The following is a 26,215-nucleotide window of genomic DNA, read 5'->3' on the forward strand; positions in this document are numbered from 1 at the left end:
GAATTAAAAATTCAGTCATATGAATAAATTACAGTAATCATCGTAAAATAAAATAAAACGTGAATTGTTGATAATCAACGATTAGAATAGCCGCGTTTTCCACAGCATTCTTCGATAGGTTCTTTTGTGTTATTAATGATCGACAATTATGATTCGTTCACATTTAATTTAGTGCATTATTTTCGAGCGCTCGGACAACAGGTTGAAGTTCACCGTAATGATAAAATAACCCTTGAAGAAATTGAAAAATTATCGCCTAAATTAATCGTCATATCTCCAGGTCCTGGGGACCCAGATCAAGCTGGCATTTCATTGCAAATCATTCAAAAATTTGCCGGTGTCATTCCTATTTTAGGGGTGTGTTTAGGTCATCAGTGTATTGCTCAACATTTTGGCGCTAAGATAAAAAAAGCTCGAAAAGTTATGCATGGTAAAATCAGCCAAATCGTTCATAATGGGCGAGGTTTATTTACAGGGTTAGATAACCCTTTAACCGTAACACGTTATCATTCTTTAATAGTCGATCATCAAGATTTTCCAAATGAGTTAACCATTACTGCTTGGACTGAAACTAAAAATAAAGAAATGGACGAAATTATGGCGATAGAGCACCAAACACTTGCCATTGCGAGTGTTCAGTTTCATCCCGAGTCCGTATTAACCGAGCAAGGTAGTCAGCTATTGAAAAATTTTATTCAACGTTATTCTGATGTAATATCAAGATAATTAATGAAAAATTTAATTTTGCCGATACTTTCTATGACTATAAATTTAATTAACCACCTTTAAGAACCAATGCATATATTTGACGATAACGACAATGTTTCACCAATTTACCACCGAGCAATTAGCTTAACATTAGGCAAAGAGTTTGCTGAGCATAAAGGTAACCCGACTTCCCTTATCGCAAAACAAAACAGTGAACAGGAGAATCGTCGTCGCAAATTATTGGATGTTGAAGAACAGGCAAACGAAGCTCGTATTATTGAAGAACATGGAAAGTCTCATTTTAAAACGCAAATGATGGCGAAATTTTATGGGCAAGTAACCGCTAAAGTAAATAATGAATTTGATAATAAAGAAAATCTCTACGCCAATATTCTTCATATCGAAGATGCAGCTCCTGACATTATGGAGATATTATCGGTTAGAGCGGCTTCGATAAAACGTATTTCTCCTTTAGTAAAGTCACTTCCTTGGTTAGCCGATGAGTTAATAGCTTTAGTCAACAAGCCACAATATCGCAAACGTGCCGATGTACAAGTAAGCGACCCGAATTTGGCTTTAACTTATGTGGGCCTTGAGAATTTAAAACTGGTGATGCCAACTTTTATGTTAAAACATTGGCTTCCAACCAGTACCGCGCCTTTTGCTTTAATGAAAAGAAAGTTATGGAATGATGCTTTATCTGTCGCATTAGCCTCGCAAAAATTGGCTGAGGAATATGATATTGACCCCTTTACGGCATTTTCTGCTGGTATGTTAAGTAACATAGGTTTATTAGCGGTTACCCGTTGCTTTTTACAAACCTATAACGAGTTATATAAACAAGAACTTAAAGCAGCCTATGATGCTCGTGATAAACGTTTACATGATGTGTTAGTTGATTTTGAAGTATCACCTGAGTTACTACTGGAACAATTAATTAGTCGGAACAGCAAAATCGCCGCAGATTTAGTCGAACTCATGCGTTTCGATCGTTTAGCTATTACCGAACCTTTATTTGATATAGCTTATACCGCAGACTTTGACAAAATGTCGCCCGTTGCACAAGTCGTCGTTAAAGCTAAAGCCTATGTTGCGTTTAGAAGTTTAGCGAAAGAAGGGTTAATAGAAAACGAAGAGTCTAAGATCCTACTTAATGCTGCTAATGTCACATCCAAAGAAGTTACTTTGCTAAAGAAAGCGGATATTGATCACATTAAACTCAGCTTTAAGTAGATATTAAGCCGATATTTACAATTTTTTTTTGAGTATTTATGAATTTAATAAATATTGCTTTTATTGTTCAAGCAAGCTGTTTTCCTACGTGATTGATTAAATTAATCGCAATTCCTGATAAATTATAGTTATGCACTATAATTGAATAAAACCCTCCAACCCCTTATTTTACAAGGGCTTTAAGCGAATCCAAACAAGACAAGTCTAATTTTATCTGTCATAATGCGCTGCAATTAATCAACTATAATGATATTGCTTTCTTCATGGTTCACCATGAAGTCAACATTACCATTAAAAATACAGATAAACGGCCAACAACTATAGAAAATCCCGTTTGAAATTACCCGAGATAACATTCTCAATATTAGGAGTAAACAATGAGCAACCAAAATACTGTAAACCGTGAACTATTTGATGAAGTAATGGTACCAAACTATTCACCGTCGGCAGTGATTCCTGTACGCGGATTAGGTTCACGTGTTTGGGATCAGGAAGGTCGTGAATATATTGATTTTGCTGGTGGTATTGCAGTTAACTGTTTAGGCCATTGTCATCCGGCTTTAGTTGGTGCCTTAAAAGAACAAGCGGACAAAATTTGGCATTTATCAAACGTAATGACCAACGAACCAGCACTACGTTTAGCAAAAAACATTACAGATAACACTTTTGCCGATAAAGTGTATTTTGCTAACTCAGGCGCTGAATCGAACGAAGCCGCTTTAAAGCTTGCTCGTCGCTGGGCACTTGATGTTCATGGAGCAGATAAAACCCAAATCATCGCTTTTAAACAAGGTTTTCACGGTCGTACATTCTTTACCGTTACTGTTGGTGGTCAAGCGGCTTATTCAGATGGTTTTGGTCCTAAACCTGGTGATGTATATCATGCAGAATACAATAATTTAGAAAGTGTTAAAGCGCTTATTTCAGATAAAACTTGTGCTGTAGTCATGGAACCACTACAAGGCGAAGGTGGTATTGTTTCTCCTACTGATGAGTTTGTAAAAGGTGTACGTGAACTATGTAATGAACACAATGCCTTATTGGTATTTGATGAAGTACAAACAGGTGTTGGCCGTACCGGCGATTTATATGCCTATATGGGATTAGGTGTAACTCCGGATATTTTAACCACTGCTAAAGCGTTAGGCGGCGGTTTCCCTATCGGTGCAATGATCACAACGACTGAAATAGCTAAACACTTAAAAATTGGTACTCATGGCAGCACATACGGTGGTAACCCATTAGCATGTGCGGTTGCAGAAGCGGCATTTAATACCGTTAACGATCCACAAGTCTTAAATGGCGTAAAAGCAAAAGCAAAACTTTACGTGGATGGCTTAAATGCAATTAACGAGAAGCACAATATTTTTAGCGAAATTCGTGGTAAAGGTTTATTAGTTGGCGCGGTATTAAATGAAAAATATCAAGGTCGAGCGAAAGACTTTTTAAATGCTGCTATGTCTGAAGGATTAATGACATTAGTTGCTGGTGCAAGCATTGTTCGCTTTGCTCCATCTCTAGTGATCCCAAATGAAGACATCACTGAAGGTTTAGCTCGATTTGAGAAAGCCGTTGCAAACATTGTTAACGCTTAGTTTTCAATAAGTAGTATTCCTGTAACGCTCAAGACACATAATGCTTGAGCGTCATTTATCATCATTGAGATTTATTTATGGTTATTATACGCCCTATTCAGCTTAGCGATTACGATGCTTTACACCGTATTGCAATAGAATCAGGACACGGTTTTACATCACTACCGGTCAATGAAGAATTATTAACACAACGCATAAATCGTGCTGAAGAATCTTTCAATAAAGACGTAAAAGCCCCCGGAAACGAAGGGTATTTGTTCGTCATGGAAGATACTGAAACCGGTGAGGTAGTCGGCACTAGTGGTATTGAAGCTGCGGTAGGGTTAGATGATGCATTTTACCATTATCACTTAGGTAAAGTTGTGCATAGCTCGCGCGAGTTAAATATCTACAACACCGTCGAAACGCTATCGTTATGTAATGACTATACCGGTGCCTCTGAAATTTGCACTTTATATTTATCTCAGAGCCATCGTAAGAATAATAATGGTCGATTCTTATCTCGAATGCGATTTTTATTTATTGCAGAACATTTAGAGCGTTTTTCACAAACGGTGATTGCAGAAATGCGTGGTGTATCGGACGAAAATGGCCGTTCACCTTTTTGGAATTGGCTTGAAGAGCATTTTTTCTCCATGGATTTTCCAACAGCAGATTACTTAACCGGCATAGGAAAAAAAGTGTTTATCGCAGAGCTCATGCCTAAACACCCTATTTACGTCAACTTACTTAGTAAAGACGCGCAACAAGTGATCAATAAAGTGCATGAAAAAACAGTGCCTGCATTACGATTATTAGAAGCGGAAGGTTTTTGTCGTCGTGGCTACGTAGATATTTTTGACGGTGGCCCCACGGTTGAAGCACAAGTAAATTCTATCAAGTCAGTAAATGAAAGTCATAAATGTCAGGTACTTATTGGCGAAATTACCTCTGATGATAATTACATTATTTGTAACACGAATGTTGCTAATTTCAGGGCAGTTCAAGCACCTTTATTATTGAGAGAAACAGCAAACCAAGCAGTAATAAGCTTAGCAACAGCAAATGCGCTTAATGTCACCGAAGGTGATTGGATACGCTTAATACAAAATTAAATAATTAACTCTTTTATTTATCAATATAAACATAGATTTATACAAATATTTGAGAGTGATGAGGAAAAGAATATGACGCACCCAATACAATTTATTAATAACGAATGGCTCACTGGCCAAGGCGATGATGTTTCATCAGTAAACCCAGCAAAAAATGAGGTTATTTGGCAAGGAAAAAGCGCGACGGCGGAACAAGTTGATGCCGCCATAAAAAGCGCTCGTAGCGCATTCGAAACTTGGTCACAAACTACCGTTGAAAACAGAATTGCATTAACTGAAAAATTTGCTGAGTTATTAGCTGAAAACAAGGAAAGTTTAGCTAAAACCATCGCGTTAGAAACCGGTAAACCTTTATGGGAAACCCGCACTGAAGTGGGTGCGATGGTAGGTAAAATTGCTATTTCAATTAAGGCATATAATGAAAGAACTGGGACAGTTGAAAACCCTATGCCAGGCGCAAAAGCTTTTATTCGTCATAAACCGCATGGTGTAGTGGCTGTTTTTGGTCCTTACAATTTTCCGGGTCACTTACCTAATGGCCATATCGTGCCTGCGTTAATTGCAGGTAATACGATTGTATTTAAGCCAAGCGAATTAACGCCTTTAGTTGCAGAAGAAACGTTAAAGCTGTGGCAAAAAGCAGGTTTACCCGCTGGTGTTATTAATATGGTGCAAGGTGAAGTAACTACAGGTAAAGCACTTGCCAATCATCAACAAATTGACGGCCTATTTTTTACTGGTAGTTCAACCACAGGTAAATTTTTGCACGAACAATTTGGTGGCCAGCCAGGTAAAATTCTTGCGCTAGAAATGGGCGGCAACAATCCATTAATAGTAAAAGGTGTTGCTGATATTGATACGGTTGTGCACGACATTATTCAATCGGCGTTTATTACCACCGGTCAACGTTGCACTTGCGCACGTCGTTTATTCATCGAAGAAGGTGCTCAAGGCGACGCGATCTTAGCGAAACTTGTTGCTTCAACTCAGGCAATAAAAATCGGTTACTTTGACGATGAAGAACAACCATTTATTGGTTCGATGATTTCAGAAAAAGCAGCATTAGGTTTAGTCGATGCTCAAAATCAGTTAGTAGAACTTGGTGGTAAAGCTTTATTATCGCTTGAGCATAAAGAAGCAGGCACAGGTTTTGTTTCTCCAGGTATTATCGATGTCACCAATATTACTGATATGCCTGATGAAGAGCACTTTGGCCCCTTATTAAAAGTGTATCGTTACAGTGATTTTGACCGAGCCATCGATGAAGGTAACAATACATCATTTGGTTTATCGGCTGGCTTATTAGCCGATAATGAAGCTGATTATCAGCATTTCTTTAAACGCATCAGAGCTGGTATTGTTAACTGGAACAAACCAATTACAGGTGCTAGCAGTGCAGCACCGTTTGGTGGTATTGGCGATAGCGGTAACCATAGAGCTAGCGCTTATTACGCTGCAGATTATTGTGCATACCCTGTAGCTTCCGTTGAAGCTGACAAAATGGTTATGCCTGCCACGTTATCACCCGGTTTAACCATCAAATAATATGTATAGCGTGCAAACACTAGAAGTAGCTGGCGTTAAACCCAGCTTCTTTAAAAATATAGATCAAATATAACCATTGCCTGCAATGGTTAGTCCTCGTTGTTTCTCATTCAGTAAATAGCTCACACTCATCATTGCTTGGTAAAAATTATATTCAAAATTTTTTATTATTTCGTCGTAGGAACAATCAATGAAAACTCAAGTAATCGAACTTTTTAAAAATATTTGGCAAAACTATCTTGAAGTGACGCCATCCGCTGAAAAAATCCATCAAATACTTGGCACTGGTAGCGACTTGATCAATGATCATGTTGCTTATCGTACCTTTAATATTGAAAAAGTTGGCATTGCAAAGCTATCTCAGCATTTAATCGCATTAGGTTATAAAGAATGTGGTGAATACCATTTCGAAGCGAAAAAACTTTACGCAAAGCATTTTGAACATAGCGATAAAACATTACCTAAAGTATTTATCAGCGAATTATTAGTAGAAGAATTTTCTCCAAGCGTTCAAAAAATTATCCATAACTTAGTCGACTCTCTTGATGAGTCGGTGATAGCAGATCCGAGTTTCTTATATTCAGGTAAGCAATGGCCATTAAGTTTTGTTGACTATCAAACTTTGCTTGCCGAAAGTGAATATGCTGCATGGCTTGCTGCTTGGGGTTATCGTGCCAACCACTTTACGGTTAGCATTAATCATTTAGCCAATTATGAACACCTTGAAGATATCAACATTACGTTAAAAGCAGCAGGTTTCACCTTAAACAGCACTGGCGGTGAAATAAAGGGGAATAGTGAAGTTAAGCTAGAGCAATCTTCAACAATTGCTGATAAAGCCGTCGTTGAGTTTTCAGATGAAACAGTTGCTATACCTTCATGCTTTTATGAATTTGCCAAGCGATATCCTGCACAAAATGGCGAGCTATATACAGGGTTTGTTGCGGCTTCTGCTGATAAAATCTTTGAAAGCACCAATGCTGCTGCTTAATTTGACTGCTCAAAGATAGATAGACTTCCCGTTAACGGTAAAAACAATATTTACGGTTAACGGGCTATTGTCAAACTTAAGTATTTACCAAGTAAAGCATGTCTCTCACTCGCTAATCTTTCACAGTGAGCATAACTCACTATTCTTTTATGGTGTTTTTAGCTAAATCCGTAATCGAAACATCATGAGAGGCTCTGTCTAAAACTTTCAGCATATTTTGTGCATTTTTACCATGTTGTTCAACAAACGCTAAAATATTTTCACCATTACAATTGATATGCTGAGCGATAAATTGCATAGACTTACCTGACGCTTTTATCTGATTAACCATTGCCGCCCTATTACCAGATGCGGCGACCATACAAAGTTCTGTCGCAATCGAATTATCGCCTGCAGATAAATCAGTCGCATGAGTTGTCATCGATAAACCTGCGGTTATCATCGTAGCTAAAACCATTTTTTTAATATTCATAATTACTCTCCTAAAATTAAACCTGAAAACGCTATTAATATCTTCTGTTTCTATTATTAATAGTGGCGGTAATTCTTGGGAAAGTTGTATTTAAGAACGCGATGAATGTAATAAAAAATGTCAATATTTGACGGCACCTTTACGTCACGACAGGTAATAATTTCCGTTAATTAATTGTATTTATAACTAAATTTTTCATTAACTATACAAGTAACTTAACAACATAATTATTTACACTCGCACATCGCAGGAAACACTTTTATCAAATTTTTTCATCGTTATATTGCGGATAAGCCTTGTTTAACTTTCCGCTCTAGGAGGGTACCTACTGTAATCTATTGAAAGTTCTACTTGCTCTATTTCAGGGGCGTTTTGCAATGATTGATAAAAACGATACAAATCTTCAGAATCATCCGGTGTTAACTGAAAGGTATTTTCTGCGATTTCAGTGATTGAACTTATTTTGTATGCTGCCGTTAATTGGTTGATATCAAATGTTGATGTGACAACTACTATGTTTCCTTTGACTATTCCTACCTGCTGAATTGATGGACTATAAACTTTTGTGCCTTTTGCGAGCACGGCGCTATGCACTATTAATTTTTCACCATTGATCAATAAAGATTTTTTTTGGTTTTTATCGACTAGCTTTTTATCAATGCTAAGGTTTTTACTCTTCAAACTCACTTTATCTCTGACTACGTTTTCACCACTCGATTTTTCTTCTGGTGTACTAAGCGTCTGTGCTTCTTTTATTGATTCTTTACTAGTTTCCTTACTATCCTCAGCTTGATTATTACACGCAACTAGCAGGTAAAGTGAAGCAGCTAATAAAGCCGTTAATTTTATATTCATACTTTTCTCCAAAAAATAAAAAGGCTGGTTAAATTAACCAGCCTTGATAAAAATTAGCAATTATTTATTTACGACGACGTAACATTGCTAATGGTAGTAACAATAAGCTTAACCAACCTGTTGAACCACCACCTGTGTTACCCGTTACAGGACCAGCATCAACAACTGTAGTGTCTTTAACATTTACAGTTACCGTTTCACTAACACTGTCAGTTCCATCATTAATAGTCGCAGTAAACTCTAATGATTGGTCACCTGTAACTTCAGGAGCCGTAAATGACATATCCGCCATATCAGCACCTGTCATAGTTACTTCGATACCACCGGTTTGTGTCCAGCTATAAGTCAATGCATCACCATTAGGATCGCTACCTTCAACAGATAAGTTAACTGCACCGCCTTCATTTACCGCAATAGTATCGCTGATACTGACTAAATTAGGAGCACGGTTATCACAAGCATAAGTATCACCTGCAACCACAGAAGAGAAAATACTATTTTGTGTATTTGTGAAGGTCATATCATCGATATACCAACCCGCAGCAAAACCAGAAAAGCTTTCAGGAACAAAAGCGCCATCTGTTGATTGACGGAATCTAAACTGCACTTGGTTACCATTTAATGTTTCACCAAAGCTAAGTGTTTCCCAACCATAGTTAATGCCTGAGAAAACATCACGATCAGCTAATGCTGAAGTTGTGTAATCTAATAAGGTATTGGTATAACCATCACCTAAAAATTCACCGCCCATCTCAGTAACATCTACCCAGTCACCACCGTTTACACTAACTTCAACAGCAGCACCGTCCCAATCAGCTTCTAGGTTGTATAGATGCCACCATTGAATGGTAAATTCACCGTCAAAGCCAACATTAATAGTACGTGTTTGATAAGCAACATCAGATTCAAATGTATGTGCAGATGAGGCAATCATGCCATCAGTTTTTCCTGCATCCCACCAGTCTACACCAAAGGTTCCTTTCGCTAAGTCACCACCAACCATTACTACTTCCGTGAAGTCATGTAATGTGGCTAATGTATTTAATGAGTTAACTTGAGTTGAATTAGTGAATTCATTTTCTTCAAAATCGATGTTTACAATCATTCCCAAATCGTAATCATTGGCTTGAGCTCCATCTTCAAGATCAGGGAAAGTCACTTTCAATTCTAAATCATCGCCAGTACCAGCATCATTTAAAGTAAACTCAATTGGTGCACTTGTTGATGATTCAAACATTGCAACATCGCCAAAGGTAACTACGCCGTCATTAGCAAACGTCACATCATGACCGCTCACAACTTCGATAACACCTGTAACACCTGTTAGGGCTTTACTACCTGTATTACGCACGGTAAATGAAGCAGTGCCAGTTTCACCTTTATCTAAAATACCATCTAATGAACAGTAACCTGTCATCATACCTTCATAGTCAAGGTCTAGTGTATGAGAAGTAACGTTGAAAACAGCTAAATCGGTTTCAAATGACTCAACGACACCGCTATTATCAGTTGATGAACGATCTGGAGAAATAGCTCCAACACCCATACCACGTTTGGCAAATGCTGCTAGAATTAATTTGTAATCTTCTACGTCATTTGCATAGGCTGCAGCCAAGATTGCATCACGCGCTTCAGTATAAGTCGGCGCCATTGGCGTCATCTTGTACCCTGCGACCAAGTAATCCTTCATGATATTTTTAGCTTCAACAAAAGTATGACTTTCCGCATTAGCTAAAGCAACAAAAGCATCCCAAAGAGTCGCAGCCCATACTTCACCTGCAGCATGTGGAGACGCTACATTTGTGCCTGGTAAACCAACATCAGCACCCATGCCAGATTCAATGTGTCTAAATGACAATGGATTGATTTCCATGTTTGTCGAATAAGGAGCACGGCGAATACCTGAAGTAAATGGTGCAACATAAGAAGTCGATGAATATGCGCCATCGTAATTCTCATTGCCTAATACCGCTGTATCTTTTTCTTCAGATAATAATAGTAATGCGTGGAAATCACCCCACCCTTCACCCATCGCACGGCCTTGGAAATTACTTAAACCTGAACTGTTACCTACTAAACGGTTACTAATATAGTGGCCCCATTCGTGTGCAACAATACCGTTATCCCATGTACTTGCTTTAAATGTACGTGTTAGGTCATTTTTAAACATTGTCAGAGAAACAGTTTCATTAGCATCAAGTAACTCATAAAAAGCAGCACCTTCACTAAAGTTAATGCCCATACTTGGAATGGTCACTGTATCGTCAGCGCCACCCATAGGTGCCGGCGTGCCATCATCATTGTTGTTAGCAATTAATACGGCAATAGCACCTGCGTCTTGCGCATGTTTAACTTTAACCGTGAAATTACATGCACCGCGGTCGATAATTGCAATTTTACCCGCAACATCAGCACCATTTACGGTTTCTTCACAACCATCTCTTATTGGATCTGTTCCATCTTCAATACGAACAAGGTCGCCAGAAACTTCAAAGACATCAGGGCCAAAGCTTGAAAATTGCAGTACATCTAACATTAACTCAGGATGTGAAGAAACAGTAATGCCAAAATCAACGCCATTAACTGCTTGCGTAGTTTCCCATAAATACATTTGCATGCGTGGTGAGCTACCATCAGCAGGCGTACTCATATTGGCATTATCAAAACCTGAGTTATCTTGAACTTCAGCTCTTAACGCATCACCTTCTTCACCGCCACGACCATAGTTATCATTTTGCGCATTACCAGAAGCTTCATCGAAACCATGATCATAATAATCATTATGCAAGTAGTTGTTTAAATAGAATAAATTTACAATCGCTGCTTTTCTATTATTCAGTGAATATTCAGCTTGCTCTTCATCGTAGCTGTAATCGAAAGTAAAATCACTTGTGGTTTCAGCGGTATAGTCACCATTGGTTAAACCATCAGGTGCTATTGCATCAACATAAGCTGAAACGTTATTACCTTGTGTTGTTGTTGCATCATCGGCTAACCAAGCATCACCTGTACTAATAGGACCAGTGCTTAAACTTACCATTGGTGCCATTAAGTACTCTGCACTTAAATAAGCATTGTATTCAGCGCCTTCAGCTTGTGGAATGTTATTGCCGTGAGGGCTATCCCAAGGTCTACCTGAATCATCTGCATAAACACGATAATTAAATTTCTCTGCATGACTGGTTAAGTTTTTCTTAAATAATATTTCGCCAGTTTTTGCAGAAACAATATAACTAAAATAGTCGGCGTCAACAGTATCTATATTGCCAGTTTTCAGTTCTACATAATGTGCAGGAATTAAACTACCTTTGTGTTCAAAAAATACTTTTTTTGCTCTAGGTGAACCAATTAGTTGCTTTCCGTTTGATAAATTAGCAGCAGAAAATTTATCATAACGCCCTTCAGAACCTTGCTTCACTAGCTCGACAGATTTTGTATCGCCACCCATTTCAGCAAAAGCGGCACTGACTGCATTAGATGAATCACCAAATGCACTTGGTAAGTCTTTAATAATTGAAGAAATACGCTGACTTGAACTATTTGCTAAGTACCCTGAAGAAGCAACTAAATTAAATTGCGGATCCATCATGATATTGAATTCACGATTAAAGACTTCAATACCTGCTACTTCTTGCTTGTACTTCGCAATTTTAGCCCCACGACCAATGTCATGTTGATTAGCAAGAACCGTTTGCACTACTGCATTTTTTACTGATGATTGGCCTACTAATTTATTAAGATAAAAGTCTGCTGCCACTGCTAATTGTTGTTCTGCAGCAATGGCGCCTAAATCAGGTTTAGTTTGGTTTACATTTGCCCATTGAAAAGTTGTTTTACCTAATTGCGCGTCATATTGGTTTTGCATGCCACTGATCGTAGCAACATTTGAATGCTTTGCTTGTTTTTGAGTCAATACATTATCAAAAGATTTATAAGTTGGTGCATTGAGAGTATCAGCAGCAATTGCATTCAGTGCTACAGAACTAATAGCTGCACTAACAAAAGTAGCAACTACCGATTTATTAAAATTCATATAAGTCCCTATTATCATTTTTAGATTTGAATTAAATTTATTATTAGACGAAATATTGCTCAATATATTTTGAGCATTACTTAAATATACACATTTCAATAAAGAAAAGACAAGGGTAATCGGATAATAATTTTACACAGCATTAACAACTGTCACGATTTGTTAACGGTGTATATTATTTAAGTATGATTGACTTAATTTAACAAATAAATAGTAATAAAAAAGGCATGTTATTTAGCCATGCCTTCATATAAAAATAATCAAAAACTAGGTGCACTAAAACCTTTAAAAATGCACTACAGCACCAACAAAAGCGCCTTTAAATTCAAGATCTGAATATAAATTACTTAAATCTTCGAGGGCTAACTTAACGGAGCGGTAGCCTAAAGTAATATTTACATCTACCGCTAGGTTGTCGACTAATTCATAACTTAAGCCAGCTTGATAATCATAAAGCGTATGATCATCAATCGATAAGAAATTTCCTTCGGCAAAAACATTTAATCCTGTAAAGGGTAAACCTACTATCGTTGAAGCGTAAAGCATCGGAACAATTTCATCTGTTGATAATCGACCAGTGACTGTTGAATAATCAGGAGTTTCACCTTCTGCTGCAGTATTTGCAGTTGCTGAAACGGTAACGTCTCCATTAAAGTCGCGACCCGTGAACCCGATATCAAATGAAAAAAGTCCATTATCAAAAAGTTCATAATACAAAGTGTAATCTACATAGCTGACATTAAAACCGGCATCAGCAACCGTGCCTTCAGCAAAAGTATTATTATCAAAGGTTATTTCTCTATCTAATGTGGTGACCCCTTGAGTTTCTAAAGATGTTTTCGCTATTTTGGCGTTGGGAATGAAAGGAATTGGGTGTTCAACAGCAATAAAATAACTACCTTGCTGTTCATCTGATAAATTAAAATTCACTTGGTTATTACTTTCACCAAATATGCCTGTAGCTTGGTTATCCCAAACTTGACCACCTATATACAAACCAGCGAGAGTATCGGCTTGTGTTGTACTGCTCAATAAAGTTAATACACTGGCGGTTAATAAAGCTTTTTTCATTATTTTTACCCTTGACTCAATAAGTCATTTAAATCGATTAATGCGGCATTTGCGCGTGAAATATAATTAGCCATCACTAAAGAATGATTCGCAAGTACGCCAAAACCACTTCCATTCAAGACCATAGGGCTCCAAATAGCTTCTTGGCTAGCTTCAAGTTCTCTAATAATCTGCTGTACACTAACTTTGGCATTTTTCTTGGCTAATACGTCATTGAAATCTATTTCGATAGCGCGTAAAAAGTGTAACAATGCCCAACAGGCTCCACGAGCTTCATAAAACTCATTATCTATTTTCCACCAACTTGTTTTGAGTTGTAAGTTGTTAGACGAATACGTTGATTGTTGGGCTACATTATCACCGGCTAAATCAACATTTAACTGCTCTCGACCAACACTTGCACTTAACCTTTGCGAATAACTGCCTAAACGCTTAGTAACTTCTTGTAACCAATCTCTTAAGTTATCCGCCCGCGCATAAAATTGTGCAGATTGACTGTTCACATCAGTTAATGCATTACGATAATCGTATAACGCATTAATCGCTTTTTGATACTCACTCTCAGCACTTGGCATTGCCCAACTTGTATGATCGATATTGAATTGCGGTTGAGCAATTTTTAAATGTGTATTTTCAAGTGATTGTGATTGTGAACGGCTAAACTCTTGACGCATTACCAGCGCCATATCGCGTACCATTTCTAGAACACCAAACTCCCAAGATGGAATATTATCGAGAAACACTGAAGGTGGTAACGCATCATTTGCTAAATAACCACCAGGTTTGTTTAATAAGGTCTCACTAACTAAAATTAGTGCGGTTGTGGTTGTATAACCGACAACAGGTGTGACATTTTCCGCTGTCGCAGCTTTAGTGACTTCACTGTGAATATCAAATTCATCAGGCTCAAATCCCCAATAAACACCTAACAAATACAGCGCTAAGAAAATACCGAGAACGACAGAACTAACAGACTTCATGGTAAAAATTGACTTCATAATATGCTCCTAATGATGGTGATGATGAGCGGATTCTTTTTGCTTTTTACGTTTAATACTTTGTACCGGCAATAAAATGTTTACTGTTTTTTTATCAGAAAATTGCAACGTTAATTCAACATTTTCATCCACTTTTAATGGCTCTGCTAAATTAAAAATCATTAAGTGGTAACCAGAAGGCTGCAATACAACACTGTCATTCGCAGCTATGGTTAACGATTCACGCTGTTGCATTCGCATCATTTCATCATTCATAACATGTTCATGAATTTCAATGCGATCACTTACTTTACTGGTTGCACCAATCAATACTATATCTTGCTTAGATGTATTTTTTATTTCCATATAGGCAGAGGAGACCGTAGTGCCAGGGATAGTTGCTCGAATATAACCATGCTCAACAACAACTGTTTCAGCAAATGCTTGAATATTTACGATTAATCCTGCTAATAAAGCAAGCAAAGGCACACTTTGTTTAATTTGATCAGTTAATTTTTTCATTAGGTGCTATACATCCCTATTTATCCATATTATTGTTACCTTGGTATTGTAACTAAGCTAATAACAAATGGATAACTTAATTCTCTCAGAAATAGAAAATAATGTTTTAACAATCACTCTAAATCGTTTTGATAAAAAAAATGCTTTAAATACAGCGATGTATCAAACATTATGTGAAACCTTTAATCACGCGCAAACAAATGACTCGATACATTGTGTGTTAATACAAGGCAACGAACACTGCTTTTGTGCTGGTAATGACCTTGCCGACTTTCTTCAACATGCCGACAGCCAAGAAGAGTTAGCCGCCTTTGCTTTTGTTAAAACGCTGGCTAACTTTACCAAGCCAATTGTGGCGGCGGTTGCCGGTCCAGCTGTTGGTATTGGTACAACCATGTTATTACATTGCGATATGATATTTTCAACAGCAGACGCAAAATTTAAATTACCGTTTTCACAATTGGGTTTATGCCCAGAAGCCGCATCGAGTGTTTTATTACCACTTCGCATTGGCCACAATAGAGCCTTTGAATTATTAGTTTTAGGTGATTTGTTTACTGGTCAGCAAGCATATAATTACGGCATTGTTAATGCTATTTGCCTAGCTGATGAACTTTTATTAACAGCTAAGAAATCCGCTAACTACATTGCTAGCTTACCCGCAGATGCAACACAAACAAGCAGAGCATTAATGAAACAGGCAACACAAAGCCAGGTTTTATCTGCTATTGAAAAAGAAGGCGCTGAATTTGCTAGGTTAGTGAAAACAGATACTTGTAAAAAAATTCTTGCGTCATTTTTCAATTAACTGTTTTCTACAAATAAGCCTTCATTCATTAACGTTTAAAAATAGAAGCAATCTCTTGAAGCTTCTATTTTTAATTTTCTAGCTCGTTAATTTTTTCAGTTGTTTTTTCAATTTTTTAACCTTGCTTTTCAAATCATCATCTTCACTTGTGTTGATCCTAGACAATGAATCTTTTGCCTTCGAAAAGTTTTTGTTATGAAGATAAAGCTGCGCTAATCGGTATTCTATCCAAGGTTTATATTCTTTATCTGACAAAGGCAATGCTTGCGATAGTGCGCTAATACCTAACTCAATTTCCTCACCAGACTCCGCAGAAGTTTTACCTTGTTGATAAAGTGCTCGACTCTTAACTTTATTATTTGGCGCATACTTTATCGCCAACTTTAAATCTTCACGTGCCTTATCCCAGGCTTTATCCTTCATAAATGAAGTGGCTCGAGTAAAATATAATGATGCGCTTTCAGGAAACTCCTCTAGCCCTTGTTGTAACGTTTGCATAGCTAGTGTTGCTTTTTCTGTTTGCCAATAAACATTAGCCAATTTTTCTATACCACGCTCAGCATCAATGTTTTTTAACTGTTTCGCATACATTAGTGCTTTATCTTTATCTCCACCAGCAATACTCGGCGCCGCCAAATGAAAGCCGATTAGCGTATCAAGTGCACCAGTATGCTCAGGTTGCAAAGCAATTGTTTTTTCCATTGCCTCAAGGAAATCTTCTGCATAACCAAGTTTTGAAAAAATACTCGCTTTTTGCGCCATAATCACAGCACTTAACCCTAAGTAATAATTCACTTCTACATTTTCAGTTTGGTCATCACGTAACGCTTCAAAATGCTCAAATGCCTCTTCGCTATCACCTTTATCTAACAAGATACGACCAGCCAACACTTGCCCTTGTAAACTTACTTTTTCATCCTTTGAAAGCTGTGTAAATACTTGTTCGGCCGTCACAACATCTCCGTCTTCTAGAGCGTCATTAACAACGGATAAATTAGCATAACTGGCAAAACTTAATGTTACCGCAAAACTAAAGGCTATTATTTTTCTATTCATTTTACTTCCTGTATTTATTATTATTTAAGGTGATGCTTTACTGATATTGCACTGATTTTTTATCCCTAGCAATTAACCATATTACCCCAGCAATTAAGAAAATCGGCCAGAATACGCCTATCATTAACATTGCAAAACCACCGACAATTAACATGGCGATAAAGATTAATGAGCCAAAAACACTTAACACAATAGCTAAGGCAATTAATACTAATATCATTACCACTATTGCTGAGATACTGATAGCCTTTAAAGGTTCAATTAACTCATCTCCCATATAGACATCAATATCCAACATTTCGATAAAACTAGTACCTAAAACATAGGTTAAAAATAGGGTCGCGAATATTGCTAAAATTAACGATTTAAAAAATGACATACTCGCTCCTTAATGAACATAGTAAAGTAATGATAAATTTATTTAATGTTACTTACGTGTTGGCAACAGCATAGCTGCAACGATATAGGCAACACCAGTCACAACCGGAAACGAAAATAACGCGACAATGGCTGCAATTCTTACTCCTAATCGCGGTAATTCATAATGCTTAGCTATACCACCACACACACCTGATACTTTTTTATGGATTACATCTTTTGTTAACGTTTTATGTACTGAATAATGACGTTCATAACTCATGATCAACTTCCTCATCTTTTGTGGTAAACCATGCCGTTGCATGCTTATAAATTGAGGTAACTCCAGCAGTGATAAACATAATAATTGCTGGAGCTATACACATGGCGATAACAACAAACCAAGTAAAGGTTGCCATGTTAAACCTCCATGGTTATTAGCCATTTACAACTTGTTTCTTCATTTCAGCAAGTTCTTTATCAATGGCTTCATCAGCTTCTAGTGCATTAATTTGGCTAGTTAAATCTTGATTACTTGTCATGTCATATGCTTCAACTTGCGCTTCAACTTCATCAATTTTTTGTTGATAACGTTCAAACTTATTGATCGCATCTTCTATGTTATAAACCGCGGCTTTTTCTCTTACTTTTAAGCGAACTTGTGCCGATTGTTGACGTAGTAGATAAGCGTCTTGACGACGTTTCGCTTCAGCGAGTTTATTTTGTAAATTTTGGCCATCGTTTTGTACTGATGCTAAAAATTCTTCTAACTCGGTCAACTCTGACATTAATGCATCTAACTGCGTTTGACATTTATGTTTCTCAACTAAAGCTGATTTAGCAAGATCTTCACGTTCTTTAGCAAGCGCTGTTTGGGCCTTGTCTTGCCAGTTCGCAATATTTTTTTCAATACTTTTGATTTGACGTGATAACGTTTTCTTTTCAGCAATATGTTTTGCTGCAGTAGATCGAACTTCTACTAGTGTTTCTTCCATTTCCTGAATGATCAATTTGATCATTTTTTCAGGATCTTCTGCCTTATCTAACATACTATTTAAATTAGCATTTATGATATCTGTAAAACGTGAAAACATACCCATAATAAAACCCCTACTCTTCTTCTGTTGTGGTGTTAACGATACTTGATGTATTAGTTAACTGATTTTTGCTTACTAATTGTTTATTCGTAATTTGCCCTGTTGAAATATCACGATTAATGATTGGTAAAGCGTTTAAAACTATATTATTTAATTCAACGTTAATGGTGTGTTGTAACTGCTCAGTTAAACGCTCACTTACTTGCTGACTTTGTTTAACAATGACATGCTTTAATGAATCTTCAATACGGCTATTATTTGCAGATGCACTGGCAGTTGTTCCTATTCCTAGAACGATTGTTGCAATGACAAATACGCGGTTAATGGTTTTCATCAAATTCTCCTTTTATGCTCAGTTCAGTTGAAAACAAATTAAATTTTACGACTACAATGTCTATATCAACCTTTGTGCCAATAGACACAATTACTTAAATTACAGTAACTTATATTAAAAACTAACAATCTGAGCAACGTAAGACATAATATGTCGCACTAATATTTAGTTTAATAAACCTATTGATTGGTTAAATTAACCACTTGATAAAATTAACTGATAAGTTGACTGATAAATTGATTATCAAAGCTAAAAATTCATTTTGAAATAGCCAATATCTCGATAGGATTACAAAAAGAAACATTGAAAGCTTGATGATTTATTAAATAGGAATGGAACGGTAAGAAGTTAAACTTTCGAGCAGAAGTGCTAATAAAAGAAGTAACCGTAACAGTATTCATTAAATAAGTAGATGGTTATTTAGCTTTAATACTTTAGTGGATGACTTTAGTGGATGGTTTAAAAGCGTTACGTTGATAAAGAAACCCGTGTTATTTTTTAAACGAGCTTCCTTCAAACATGCTGACAAGCATAGAACAAGCTAATATTGTGATAGCCGGTAACATCATTAAAGTAGATACAGTTATTAAGTTAATCATTAGCACTTCCCTTTCATAGTTAATAATAAAGACGCACTAAGTAGTACAAAGGTTGTGCCAAGGAATAAAAAAAATAGTAACTACCTGAAAAGTATATGAATTTAATTTTTACAAAATAAAAACGTTTAAAATATTTCCACATGCTAATGCGTAAATTGGTGTATTACACCATTATGTAGTGAAATTTTTATGATATTGCTAAATAAGGGACTGACAACATTCCCGAAATCGGGAAAGAATATCCCGAAATCAAGACAATTGATGAAAAATAATTAAAAAGATCCACCACCTACTTTTGCAAAAGCCTCTTTTAATATTTGGCTATTTGCGCCTTCTCTTCCTGAGTTTTCACTTAAAAAACGACGAAATTGTTTCGCGCCGGGTAAACCATTACACATCCCCAACATATGACGAACCACATGCCAAGAACGACCACCTGTGGCAACATATTCATCAATGTATTCACACATTTCATCGATAATTTCTTGGCGAGTTTTAATGGCGGTATTATCTCCCCATATTTGCTGATCAGCTTCGGTTAACATATATGGGTTTTGATAAATTTCGCGACCTATCATGACACCATCAATGTGTTGTAAATGTTCACGACTTTCTTCATACGTTTTTATGCCGCCATTAATTGAAATTTCTAATTCAGGAAAATCCTGTTTAATTTGATAAACACGTCCGTAATCTAAAGGAGGTACTTCTCTATTTTGTTTTGGACTTAAACCACTTAACCATGCTTTTCGCGCATGAATGATAAAGTGCTCACAACCGGCAGGTTTTACGGTATCAATAAATTGATGTAAAAATTCGTAACTATCTTGATCGTCAACCCCAATACGAGATTTAACGGTAATAGGAATATTAACTGCATTTTTCATACTACTCACACAGTCAGCGACTAAACTGGGATCAGCCATTAAACATGCGCCAAACATCCCATTTTGTACACGATCAGACGGGCAACCAACATTAATGTTAATTTCATCATACCCTTTCTGCTCGGCGAGTTTAGCGCACTCCGTCATCGCATTTACATCACTGCCACCAAGCTGTAATACCACGGGATGCTCAGGCTCATTAAACGCTAAATAGTCCCACTTACCAAAAAGTATTGCTCCGGTAGTAACCATTTCGGTATATAACACCGTACGTTTAGACATAACGCGATAAAAATAGCGACAATGACGGTCAGTCCAATCGAGCATCGGGGCAACAGAGAGTTTATGTGAAATCATATAATTAAAATAAATATATTTAAAACTGGTTCAGACGTTAGTTAGCACAACTGAAATTTTGTGCTAACTATACGGAATTATAAGAGGTAAAACAAAATTAATTACTCTTAGAGATAGGTTTGATTTCTAATCATTTTCGTTAGAATATGTCGCACAGATTTTAGCTAATGATTTAGCAAAATTATCATATTCTTCATCTTCCAGTAGACTTTTAAAAGATTTTTCTAAACTCTTATAAACAGAACTTTGAATGCTCAAAAACAACTTTCGACCTTTTTCAGTTAACAATATATGCTGTGCTCTTGCATCATATTGACATGTTGCACGATATATCAACTTTCGCTTTTCGAGTTTATTGACCATTAAACTTGCAGATGATTTTTGTACCTGCATTTCAGCAGCTAGTGCTGATAAATGTGTACTATCATCATGTTTATCACTTGTGGGATCAATTTCTGCATTCTCAGCAATATGAACACATAACAAGTATTCAAACTCACTGTAACTTAAACTACTTTCTTTATTCTCAAACGCTTGAACATCCCATCTTCTAGAGATTAATCTTTGAAATTTTATTAGTGAATTTTCCAAATCCATAGTTAAACAAATACCACTTAGTTAGCTTACCTAACAAAATAACATTTCTTATGTAAAAGTACTATCTATTAATTATTAGATGAAATTCATGTGTATAAGGCCATACACAAAAATATAGTTTGACAAACTAACTACATTACTCATAATAGTTAGGAAACCTAACAATGAGTAATAACAAATATGAGTGATAATAAATATGAGCTTCTTGATAGTGCATGGTGTGACAAACTTACCGAAGATTATGTTGAACAATGGGGAGAACTCTTACTTCATCAAAAGACTCCTGAATTCTGTAATTTATTACCTTCTGAAATTGTTTTAGATATTGGCTGCGGTAGCGGAGCTTCTGTTAGAGCGATTGCCAGTAATCTGACAACGGGTCATGTTATTGGGATCGATCCAACTCCTAAAATGCTTGAGATCGCCTCTAATCTCACGGTAAAGGACAAGCATAATAAACAGGTCACATTTTTACATGCTGGAGCCGAAAAAATCCCCGTTGAAAGTGAAAGTTGTGACTTAGTGCTTGCGGTAAATACTCTGCATCATTGGATAAATGTTAACGATGGTCTCGATGAAGTACTAAGAATACTAAAGCCCGCGGGTCGATTCGTTTCTGTTGATGACCTTTGGGAAGAATCTATTGAATTTAACCAAGATCAAGCTGGCAGTAGTGAACATATTTCTTGCAATCATGAACTAAAAACAAGAGATGGCATTGTGAATTTACTTAAGAGTAAAGGTTTCTCAAATATTTCTAACGAGGAGCACCGTGAGCCAGATGCCACTGCATCAATAATCACAGGATATAAAGCAAAATACTAACTGAAGGAGATTAATATGAACATTACACTCGCGCTTATGGGACTTTCGATATATATCTTGTTCTGGGAAAAGTTACCTGATTGGGGAAACTGGTTTAACTGGATTATTGAAAGATTACCTAGACCACTAGCTTACTTATACGAAGCATGGCAATGCCCCTACTGCTTTGGTTTTTGGATTGCTTTAGCCCTTCATGGGATAACTGGATTACAGACAATCCCAGCATTAGAATCTATGCCTAGCTATATCGGTATTGGTGGTACGGCCATCGCGTGGATATTAGATGCATTAGTTACAGCAACTTTAATCATGTTCGGCCAACTTTGCTTAAATGCTATTGCAGTACCGGCAATTAAAGGATATCAAATGACAATGGAGTTTAAACAATCTTTTAAAGAAGATTCAATCGATTCACTTTAAGTAGGAAGTGCACCTGAACTAAAAAATATTTGGAAGATTCTTAACAGAGGAGATTTACAATGGATGATAACCTACCATTATACCAAAGGTGCACTTTTAATACTGAACGACTACAAATTAACAGTGTTAAATCCCAAAAATTTGATGAAGACAGTAAACGACTATTCACACTTAAAGTATTAACGTTGTTAACACCTTCGGTGACTAAATCTCTCCCCAGTGAATGGCAGAAAATTACAAACTATGAAGAAGCAAGTCATTGGTGGCAACAATGTCTAGCAGAAAGCACTTTTCTATCTATAAAACTGAAATCAAACAATGAGATTATCGGCTTTGTTTTTCTTTATGAAGATGAAGTAAAACAAATGCAAGTAGACTTACATATTGGCTACCTATTAGGCGAACCATATTGGGCTAAAGGATATGGAAGTGAATTGATTAACGGATTAGTTAAATGGGCGTATTCAGATACGGACATCCATTCGCTAATTGGAGGTGTTGAAGTTAGTAATATTGGGTCAATTAAAGTAATGAAGAAAAATGGATTTAGTCGTTCAAAGCTAGAAAGCTCTGATAAAAACGTAATATTTTTAGAGCATGTCATTAAAAAATGAAATACTACAACCTTGTTTGAAGACCCGTCATAACTTTTTAAGGATTAAGTAAATAATGTAATAAGCTTTCAAAGCTTTGCGTGCCTGGATGAATCCAGTCAAAATGTCCTGTGCCTGCTGAAATTTCAAACGGTAAACCAGAATTAACGGCTTGAGTCGTATCAACGATGGGATCGGTGTCACCGATAAACAAAAAAACTTCATCTGCTAATCGACTCAATTGTGGATTTGCTAGTGCATATTGTTGGGGAATATCCGCTGGCAAACCATTCATAAAACTAGTGGCTGCAGAGTTACAGCTCCCCTCTTCATTAGCGTAAGATACCAAATCGGTGATCGCGGCTAATCCAACTGTATTAAATTCACTTTCAAGGTTCGAGCTTGCCAGTAGTGCTAGGTGTCCGCCTGCTGAATGACCAAGTACCACAAATTTTCTGTTGCTATGATAGTTTTCACTCGTAGAAAAAATAAAATGTAGAGCCAACTCAATATCTTGATACGTGCCAGGCCAACCGCCGCCCTGATCCCCTGTTGCCCGGTATTCAACAGACCAGAGATGAAAACCATTTAACGCCATTGCTGTTGCAATAGGGTAGCTTTGTTCAATGCGATACGCATTAGACCAACAGCCACCGTGAATGAAAATTAAGGCAGGTAACTCTTCTTCCTTCTCACTTGCTTCAGCGGGCCAATATTCAACATATTGTTGTGCTTTCTCTCCATAGAATAAGGTTTCTGTCGAAGGTTGATATGCAAGCGAGGTAATATCTGAAAATGACACTGGCTGTGCTACCTTTACATAAAAACTAGCGTGCGAATAACCAGCTTCCGGTTGTTCTGACTCGGTTTCAGAGGTGGAAGTACTGCTGCCACAACTAGACAAAAAGAACAGTAGAATGAAAGAACATAAAAGTTTCATATGAATAAATATATCAGGTGGTGTATCAATGAGAATAACGGCCTTAAGCCATTAAGTCTAACAACTACGTGTATAACAATAATAATTTAGAATAGTAATGCTGTTATCGTTTACTATTTACAACGCAATAATTCGAACTTCAATCATATAATTATTGATAAAAGGATATTTTTTAAGCTATTTTACTAACTAAAGAAGTTTTCAAAGGACAAGGACTATTTTGAAGTTAATTGCCGTTTTTTTCACTTTATTTTGCTGTTTTGCTTACGCTGATAACATTAAAGTAGGCGCTGATGCATGGGCTGATGTAACTGAAACTGACGGTAGCGGTATATATTTTAAATTATTAAACGAAATTTATGGCGCTGAAAATATTGAAGTTAACATTGAAAGCTTCCATCGTAGTTTAAAGTCATTTGAGGATAAAAAAATCGACTTATTACTAGGCGTTTTCAGAGAGGATGTTAAACATGCCATCATTCCTAACTGGTATATCAATACTGACGATCCTATTCTAGTTTTTTACCGCAAAGATAGCCCTAATAAACCTAACATTCATAATTTATCTGATTTTTCAAATTCATGGGTGAGAGGCTATCATTTTGAGCGATTTATAAACGATCGTTCTGATACATATAAAGTTAATTCTGCAGATGAAGGGTTTATTTTATTAGCAAATAACCGGATAGACACTTTTATCGACTACCTTGAAAATGTACCAACAGCACTTAGCGATAAATTTGAATATTTTGAATTACTCCCCCCGAGACGCTTATATATAGCTTTTCAAAAAAACCAACGCGGGCAAAAGTTAGCAAATATTTTTGACAAAAATATGTCTTTGTTACGCAAATCGGGCAAATTAAAAACACTATATGCCGAGTTATACGAAAAATCTGCGCTTGATACCTTTGAAGAAAATAAAGAAAAAATGGTGATTTTAACAGATGAGATCAGTTTACTCAGAGGGAATAAACAACAAGTGCTCCCAGTCAATCAAACGTTAAACAACAATCTCAATTTATTATTTGATCAACTCGACGGTTACGATTTTGAATTTAAGTTAGTAGACGATTATGCCGACATTACTGAAAATATTGGCCAAGACAACCTTTGCTATTCTGATATGTTAAAAACCTCAGAGCGGGCAAAACATTATCTGTTTAGTCAACCATTTGCATTATATTTAGGTTTACAGATTTATTCGAAAACCCCTTTGCCTACTAATGAATATAATCAAGTTAACCTTTTAGCGCTGTTAAACACACATCAAGATAAAAAAATTGGACTTGTTTCAGGTAGAAGCTTAGGTGAAAAAATCGATCAACAGTTATCCCAGCTTTCTGAAAAGCAAATTATAAGCACTCCAACAAAATTAAATAGAACGCTTGCGATATTCAACCATGATCGTTTCGACTACTTAATAGAGTATCCTCAATATATTGATTTACTTTGGCCGAATATAAGTCAGACAAAATTGTATTCTTATCCACTTGAAGGTGGAAGACTTTATTCTGTTGGCCATATGATGTGCCCTAAAACCGACACTAATCAGACATTTCTTAACCACTTTAATCAAAATGTTCAAACACTCGTTAACAGCGGCGCACTCTATAATGTTTTAACAAACGAAGTAAGTGACGATAAACAAATGGAATTTACGCGATATTTTCATCAAGTATTTAAACCTAAAACCATAGTCTTAGAGTGATTTTTGCTTTTGTAGCGTGAAACTATATTGATAATATTGACTATGATAGACTACAGAAAACCGATAAGAATTAGTAAAATGAACGCAGATAACCTACTAGAAAAAGCGAAAAACTACTGTCTTAAACGCGGCGTGAGATTTACCACGACGAGAGAACAAGTATTTAAATTACTGTCTAATCATACCAATGCCATCGGTGCATACGATTTACTCGATGAGTTAAAAATTACCGATCCTGCAGCTAAACCTGCCACCATTTACAGAGCATTAGATTTTTTAAGTCAGCAAGGTTTTGTCCATAAAATTGAATCAATTAATGCTTTTGTTATGTGTCATCATTTTGGTGATTGTAACCATCCTGTACAATTGTTGATTTGTGATGACTGTGGTCATGTTGAAGAAATTCAATCAAATGATTTTGATAACGCTTTAAAAGAAATGGCGACGAAAAAAGGGTTTACTATCAGCCATCAAATCATAGAAGCTCACGGTGCTTGTCAGTCCTGTCAATAATTCAAAACAATTAATCTTATTTATT

At 36.5% G+C, this 26,215-nt stretch carries 27 protein-coding genes; 12 read left to right on the forward strand and 15 right to left on the reverse strand.

Annotated features, from left to right (window positions below; all coding sequences use genetic code 11):
* The first annotated feature begins 126 nt into the window (after window positions 1-126).
* From ABXH06_RS07100 to ABXH06_RS07125, 6 genes are all read left to right on the forward strand, one after another.
* Window positions 127-726, forward strand: a complete 600-nt coding sequence (locus ABXH06_RS07100) for an anthranilate synthase component II (RefSeq protein ID WP_353517775.1) — start codon at window positions 127-129, stop codon at window positions 724-726.
* Between the two features lie 69 nt (window positions 727-795).
* Window positions 796-1,941, forward strand: a complete 1,146-nt coding sequence (locus ABXH06_RS07105; protein ID WP_311583898.1) for an HDOD domain-containing protein — start codon at window positions 796-798, stop codon at window positions 1,939-1,941.
* Window positions 1,942-2,318: 377 nt separating this feature from the next.
* The gene (locus ABXH06_RS07110; protein ID WP_353517776.1) at window positions 2,319-3,536 is read left to right on the forward strand and encodes an aspartate aminotransferase family protein; all 1,218 of its coding nucleotides are present in this window, start codon (window positions 2,319-2,321) and stop codon (window positions 3,534-3,536) included.
* Between the two features lie 77 nt (window positions 3,537-3,613).
* Window positions 3,614-4,630, forward strand: coding sequence for an arginine N-succinyltransferase (gene astA / locus ABXH06_RS07115; RefSeq protein WP_353517777.1), 1,017 nt, complete (start codon window positions 3,614-3,616; stop codon window positions 4,628-4,630).
* A 72-nt stretch (window positions 4,631-4,702) separates the two neighbouring features.
* Window positions 4,703-6,175 carry a succinylglutamate-semialdehyde dehydrogenase gene (gene astD / locus ABXH06_RS07120; RefSeq protein ID WP_353517778.1) on the forward strand — a complete coding sequence of 491 codons (1,473 nt, stop codon included), beginning with the start codon at window positions 4,703-4,705 and terminating at the stop codon, window positions 6,173-6,175.
* Window positions 6,176-6,365: 190 nt separating this feature from the next.
* Complete coding sequence (locus tag ABXH06_RS07125) at window positions 6,366-7,166, forward strand: DUF1338 domain-containing protein (protein ID WP_353517779.1); 801 nt, start codon at window positions 6,366-6,368, stop codon at window positions 7,164-7,166.
* 139 nt (window positions 7,167-7,305) lie between these two features.
* Here ABXH06_RS07125 and ABXH06_RS07130 read toward each other — a convergent pair whose 3' ends face one another.
* From ABXH06_RS07130 to ABXH06_RS07155, 6 genes are all read right to left on the reverse strand, one after another.
* The gene (locus tag ABXH06_RS07130; RefSeq protein WP_311583911.1) at window positions 7,306-7,638 is read right to left on the reverse strand and encodes a DUF3718 domain-containing protein; all 333 of its coding nucleotides are present in this window, start codon (window positions 7,636-7,638) and stop codon (window positions 7,306-7,308) included.
* Window positions 7,639-7,938: 300 nt separating this feature from the next.
* On the reverse strand, window positions 7,939-8,493 hold the full coding sequence (locus ABXH06_RS07135) for a hypothetical protein (protein WP_353517780.1): 555 nt from the start codon (window positions 8,491-8,493) through the stop codon (window positions 7,939-7,941).
* Window positions 8,494-8,557: 64 nt separating this feature from the next.
* Complete coding sequence (locus tag ABXH06_RS07140; RefSeq protein WP_353517781.1) at window positions 8,558-12,526, reverse strand: rhombosortase-dependent M36 family metallopeptidase; 3,969 nt, start codon at window positions 12,524-12,526, stop codon at window positions 8,558-8,560.
* A gap of 285 nt (window positions 12,527-12,811) precedes the next feature.
* On the reverse strand, window positions 12,812-13,597 hold the full coding sequence (locus ABXH06_RS07145; protein ID WP_353517782.1) for a TIGR04219 family outer membrane beta-barrel protein: 786 nt from the start codon (window positions 13,595-13,597) through the stop codon (window positions 12,812-12,814).
* 5 nt (window positions 13,598-13,602) lie between these two features.
* Window positions 13,603-14,595, reverse strand: coding sequence for a DUF2333 family protein (locus ABXH06_RS07150; RefSeq protein WP_311583915.1), 993 nt, complete (start codon window positions 14,593-14,595; stop codon window positions 13,603-13,605).
* A 9-nt stretch (window positions 14,596-14,604) separates the two neighbouring features.
* On the reverse strand, window positions 14,605-15,096 hold the full coding sequence (locus ABXH06_RS07155; RefSeq protein ID WP_353517783.1) for a copper chaperone PCu(A)C: 492 nt from the start codon (window positions 15,094-15,096) through the stop codon (window positions 14,605-14,607).
* Between the two features lie 67 nt (window positions 15,097-15,163).
* On the opposite strand from ABXH06_RS07155, the gene ABXH06_RS07160 reads away from it, so the two are divergent.
* Window positions 15,164-15,904: an enoyl-CoA hydratase-related protein gene (locus tag ABXH06_RS07160; protein ID WP_353517784.1), complete on the forward strand. Its 741-nt coding sequence runs from the start codon at window positions 15,164-15,166 to the stop codon at window positions 15,902-15,904.
* A gap of 78 nt (window positions 15,905-15,982) precedes the next feature.
* Here ABXH06_RS07160 and ABXH06_RS07165 read toward each other — a convergent pair whose 3' ends face one another.
* The 8 genes from ABXH06_RS07165 to ABXH06_RS07200 all read right to left on the reverse strand — a co-directional run bounded on the left by ABXH06_RS07165 (window position 15,983) and on the right by ABXH06_RS07200 (window position 21,188).
* Window positions 15,983-16,960, reverse strand: a complete 978-nt coding sequence (locus ABXH06_RS07165; RefSeq protein WP_353517785.1) for a tetratricopeptide repeat protein — start codon at window positions 16,958-16,960, stop codon at window positions 15,983-15,985.
* 37 nt (window positions 16,961-16,997) lie between these two features.
* A complete protein-coding gene (locus ABXH06_RS07170) occupies window positions 16,998-17,339 on the reverse strand; it encodes a hypothetical protein (protein WP_311583925.1) in 342 nt (113 codons plus the stop codon).
* A gap of 48 nt (window positions 17,340-17,387) precedes the next feature.
* Window positions 17,388-17,600, reverse strand: a complete 213-nt coding sequence (locus ABXH06_RS07175) for a PspC domain-containing protein (protein WP_311583927.1) — start codon at window positions 17,598-17,600, stop codon at window positions 17,388-17,390.
* Window positions 17,590-17,736, reverse strand: a complete 147-nt coding sequence (locus ABXH06_RS07180) for a hypothetical protein (RefSeq protein WP_353517786.1) — start codon at window positions 17,734-17,736, stop codon at window positions 17,590-17,592. The genes ABXH06_RS07175 and ABXH06_RS07180 overlap by 11 nt, the downstream gene beginning before the upstream one ends.
* 18 nt (window positions 17,737-17,754) lie before the next feature.
* Window positions 17,755-18,417 (reverse strand): phage shock protein PspA, encoded by a 663-nt coding sequence (gene pspA, locus ABXH06_RS07185; RefSeq protein WP_311583930.1) that lies wholly within the window; start codon window positions 18,415-18,417, stop codon window positions 17,755-17,757.
* A gap of 10 nt (window positions 18,418-18,427) precedes the next feature.
* Window positions 18,428-18,748 (reverse strand): hypothetical protein, encoded by a 321-nt coding sequence (locus ABXH06_RS07190; RefSeq protein ID WP_353517787.1) that lies wholly within the window; start codon window positions 18,746-18,748, stop codon window positions 18,428-18,430.
* 871 nt (window positions 18,749-19,619) lie between these two features.
* On the reverse strand, window positions 19,620-20,591 hold the full coding sequence (gene dusA, locus ABXH06_RS07195; RefSeq protein WP_311583934.1) for a tRNA dihydrouridine(20/20a) synthase DusA: 972 nt from the start codon (window positions 20,589-20,591) through the stop codon (window positions 19,620-19,622).
* A gap of 126 nt (window positions 20,592-20,717) precedes the next feature.
* Window positions 20,718-21,188: a MarR family winged helix-turn-helix transcriptional regulator gene (locus ABXH06_RS07200; RefSeq protein WP_311583936.1), complete on the reverse strand. Its 471-nt coding sequence runs from the start codon at window positions 21,186-21,188 to the stop codon at window positions 20,718-20,720.
* 180 nt (window positions 21,189-21,368) lie between these two features.
* Here ABXH06_RS07200 and ABXH06_RS07205 point away from each other — a divergent pair, with 180 nt between their 5' ends.
* Genes ABXH06_RS07205 through ABXH06_RS07215 form a run of 3 tightly spaced genes read left to right on the forward strand, consistent with a single transcriptional unit; the run spans window position 21,369 to window position 23,047 of the window.
* Entirely contained in the window at window positions 21,369-22,013 is a 645-nt protein-coding gene (locus ABXH06_RS07205; protein ID WP_353517788.1) for a class I SAM-dependent methyltransferase, read from the forward strand.
* 15 nt (window positions 22,014-22,028) lie between these two features.
* A complete protein-coding gene (locus ABXH06_RS07210; RefSeq protein ID WP_311583940.1) occupies window positions 22,029-22,433 on the forward strand; it encodes a hypothetical protein in 405 nt (134 codons plus the stop codon).
* A 59-nt stretch (window positions 22,434-22,492) separates the two neighbouring features.
* On the forward strand, window positions 22,493-23,047 hold the full coding sequence (locus tag ABXH06_RS07215) for a GNAT family N-acetyltransferase (RefSeq protein WP_353517789.1): 555 nt from the start codon (window positions 22,493-22,495) through the stop codon (window positions 23,045-23,047).
* A 37-nt stretch (window positions 23,048-23,084) separates the two neighbouring features.
* Here ABXH06_RS07215 and ABXH06_RS07220 read toward each other — a convergent pair whose 3' ends face one another.
* The gene (locus ABXH06_RS07220) at window positions 23,085-23,966 is read right to left on the reverse strand and encodes an alpha/beta fold hydrolase (RefSeq protein ID WP_353517790.1); all 882 of its coding nucleotides are present in this window, start codon (window positions 23,964-23,966) and stop codon (window positions 23,085-23,087) included.
* Window positions 23,967-24,186: 220 nt separating this feature from the next.
* On the opposite strand from ABXH06_RS07220, the gene ABXH06_RS07225 reads away from it, so the two are divergent.
* Complete coding sequence (locus ABXH06_RS07225) at window positions 24,187-25,677, forward strand: hypothetical protein (protein WP_353517791.1); 1,491 nt, start codon at window positions 24,187-24,189, stop codon at window positions 25,675-25,677.
* A gap of 78 nt (window positions 25,678-25,755) precedes the next feature.
* A complete protein-coding gene (gene zur, locus ABXH06_RS07230) occupies window positions 25,756-26,190 on the forward strand; it encodes a zinc uptake transcriptional repressor Zur (protein WP_311583948.1) in 435 nt (144 codons plus the stop codon).
* Window positions 26,191-26,215 lie beyond the last annotated feature (25 nt).

Origin of the sequence: Thalassotalea sp. SU-HH00458, from assembly GCF_040362795.1 — a bacterium.
GTDB lineage: Bacteria > Pseudomonadota > Gammaproteobacteria > Enterobacterales > Alteromonadaceae > Thalassotalea_H > Thalassotalea_H castellviae.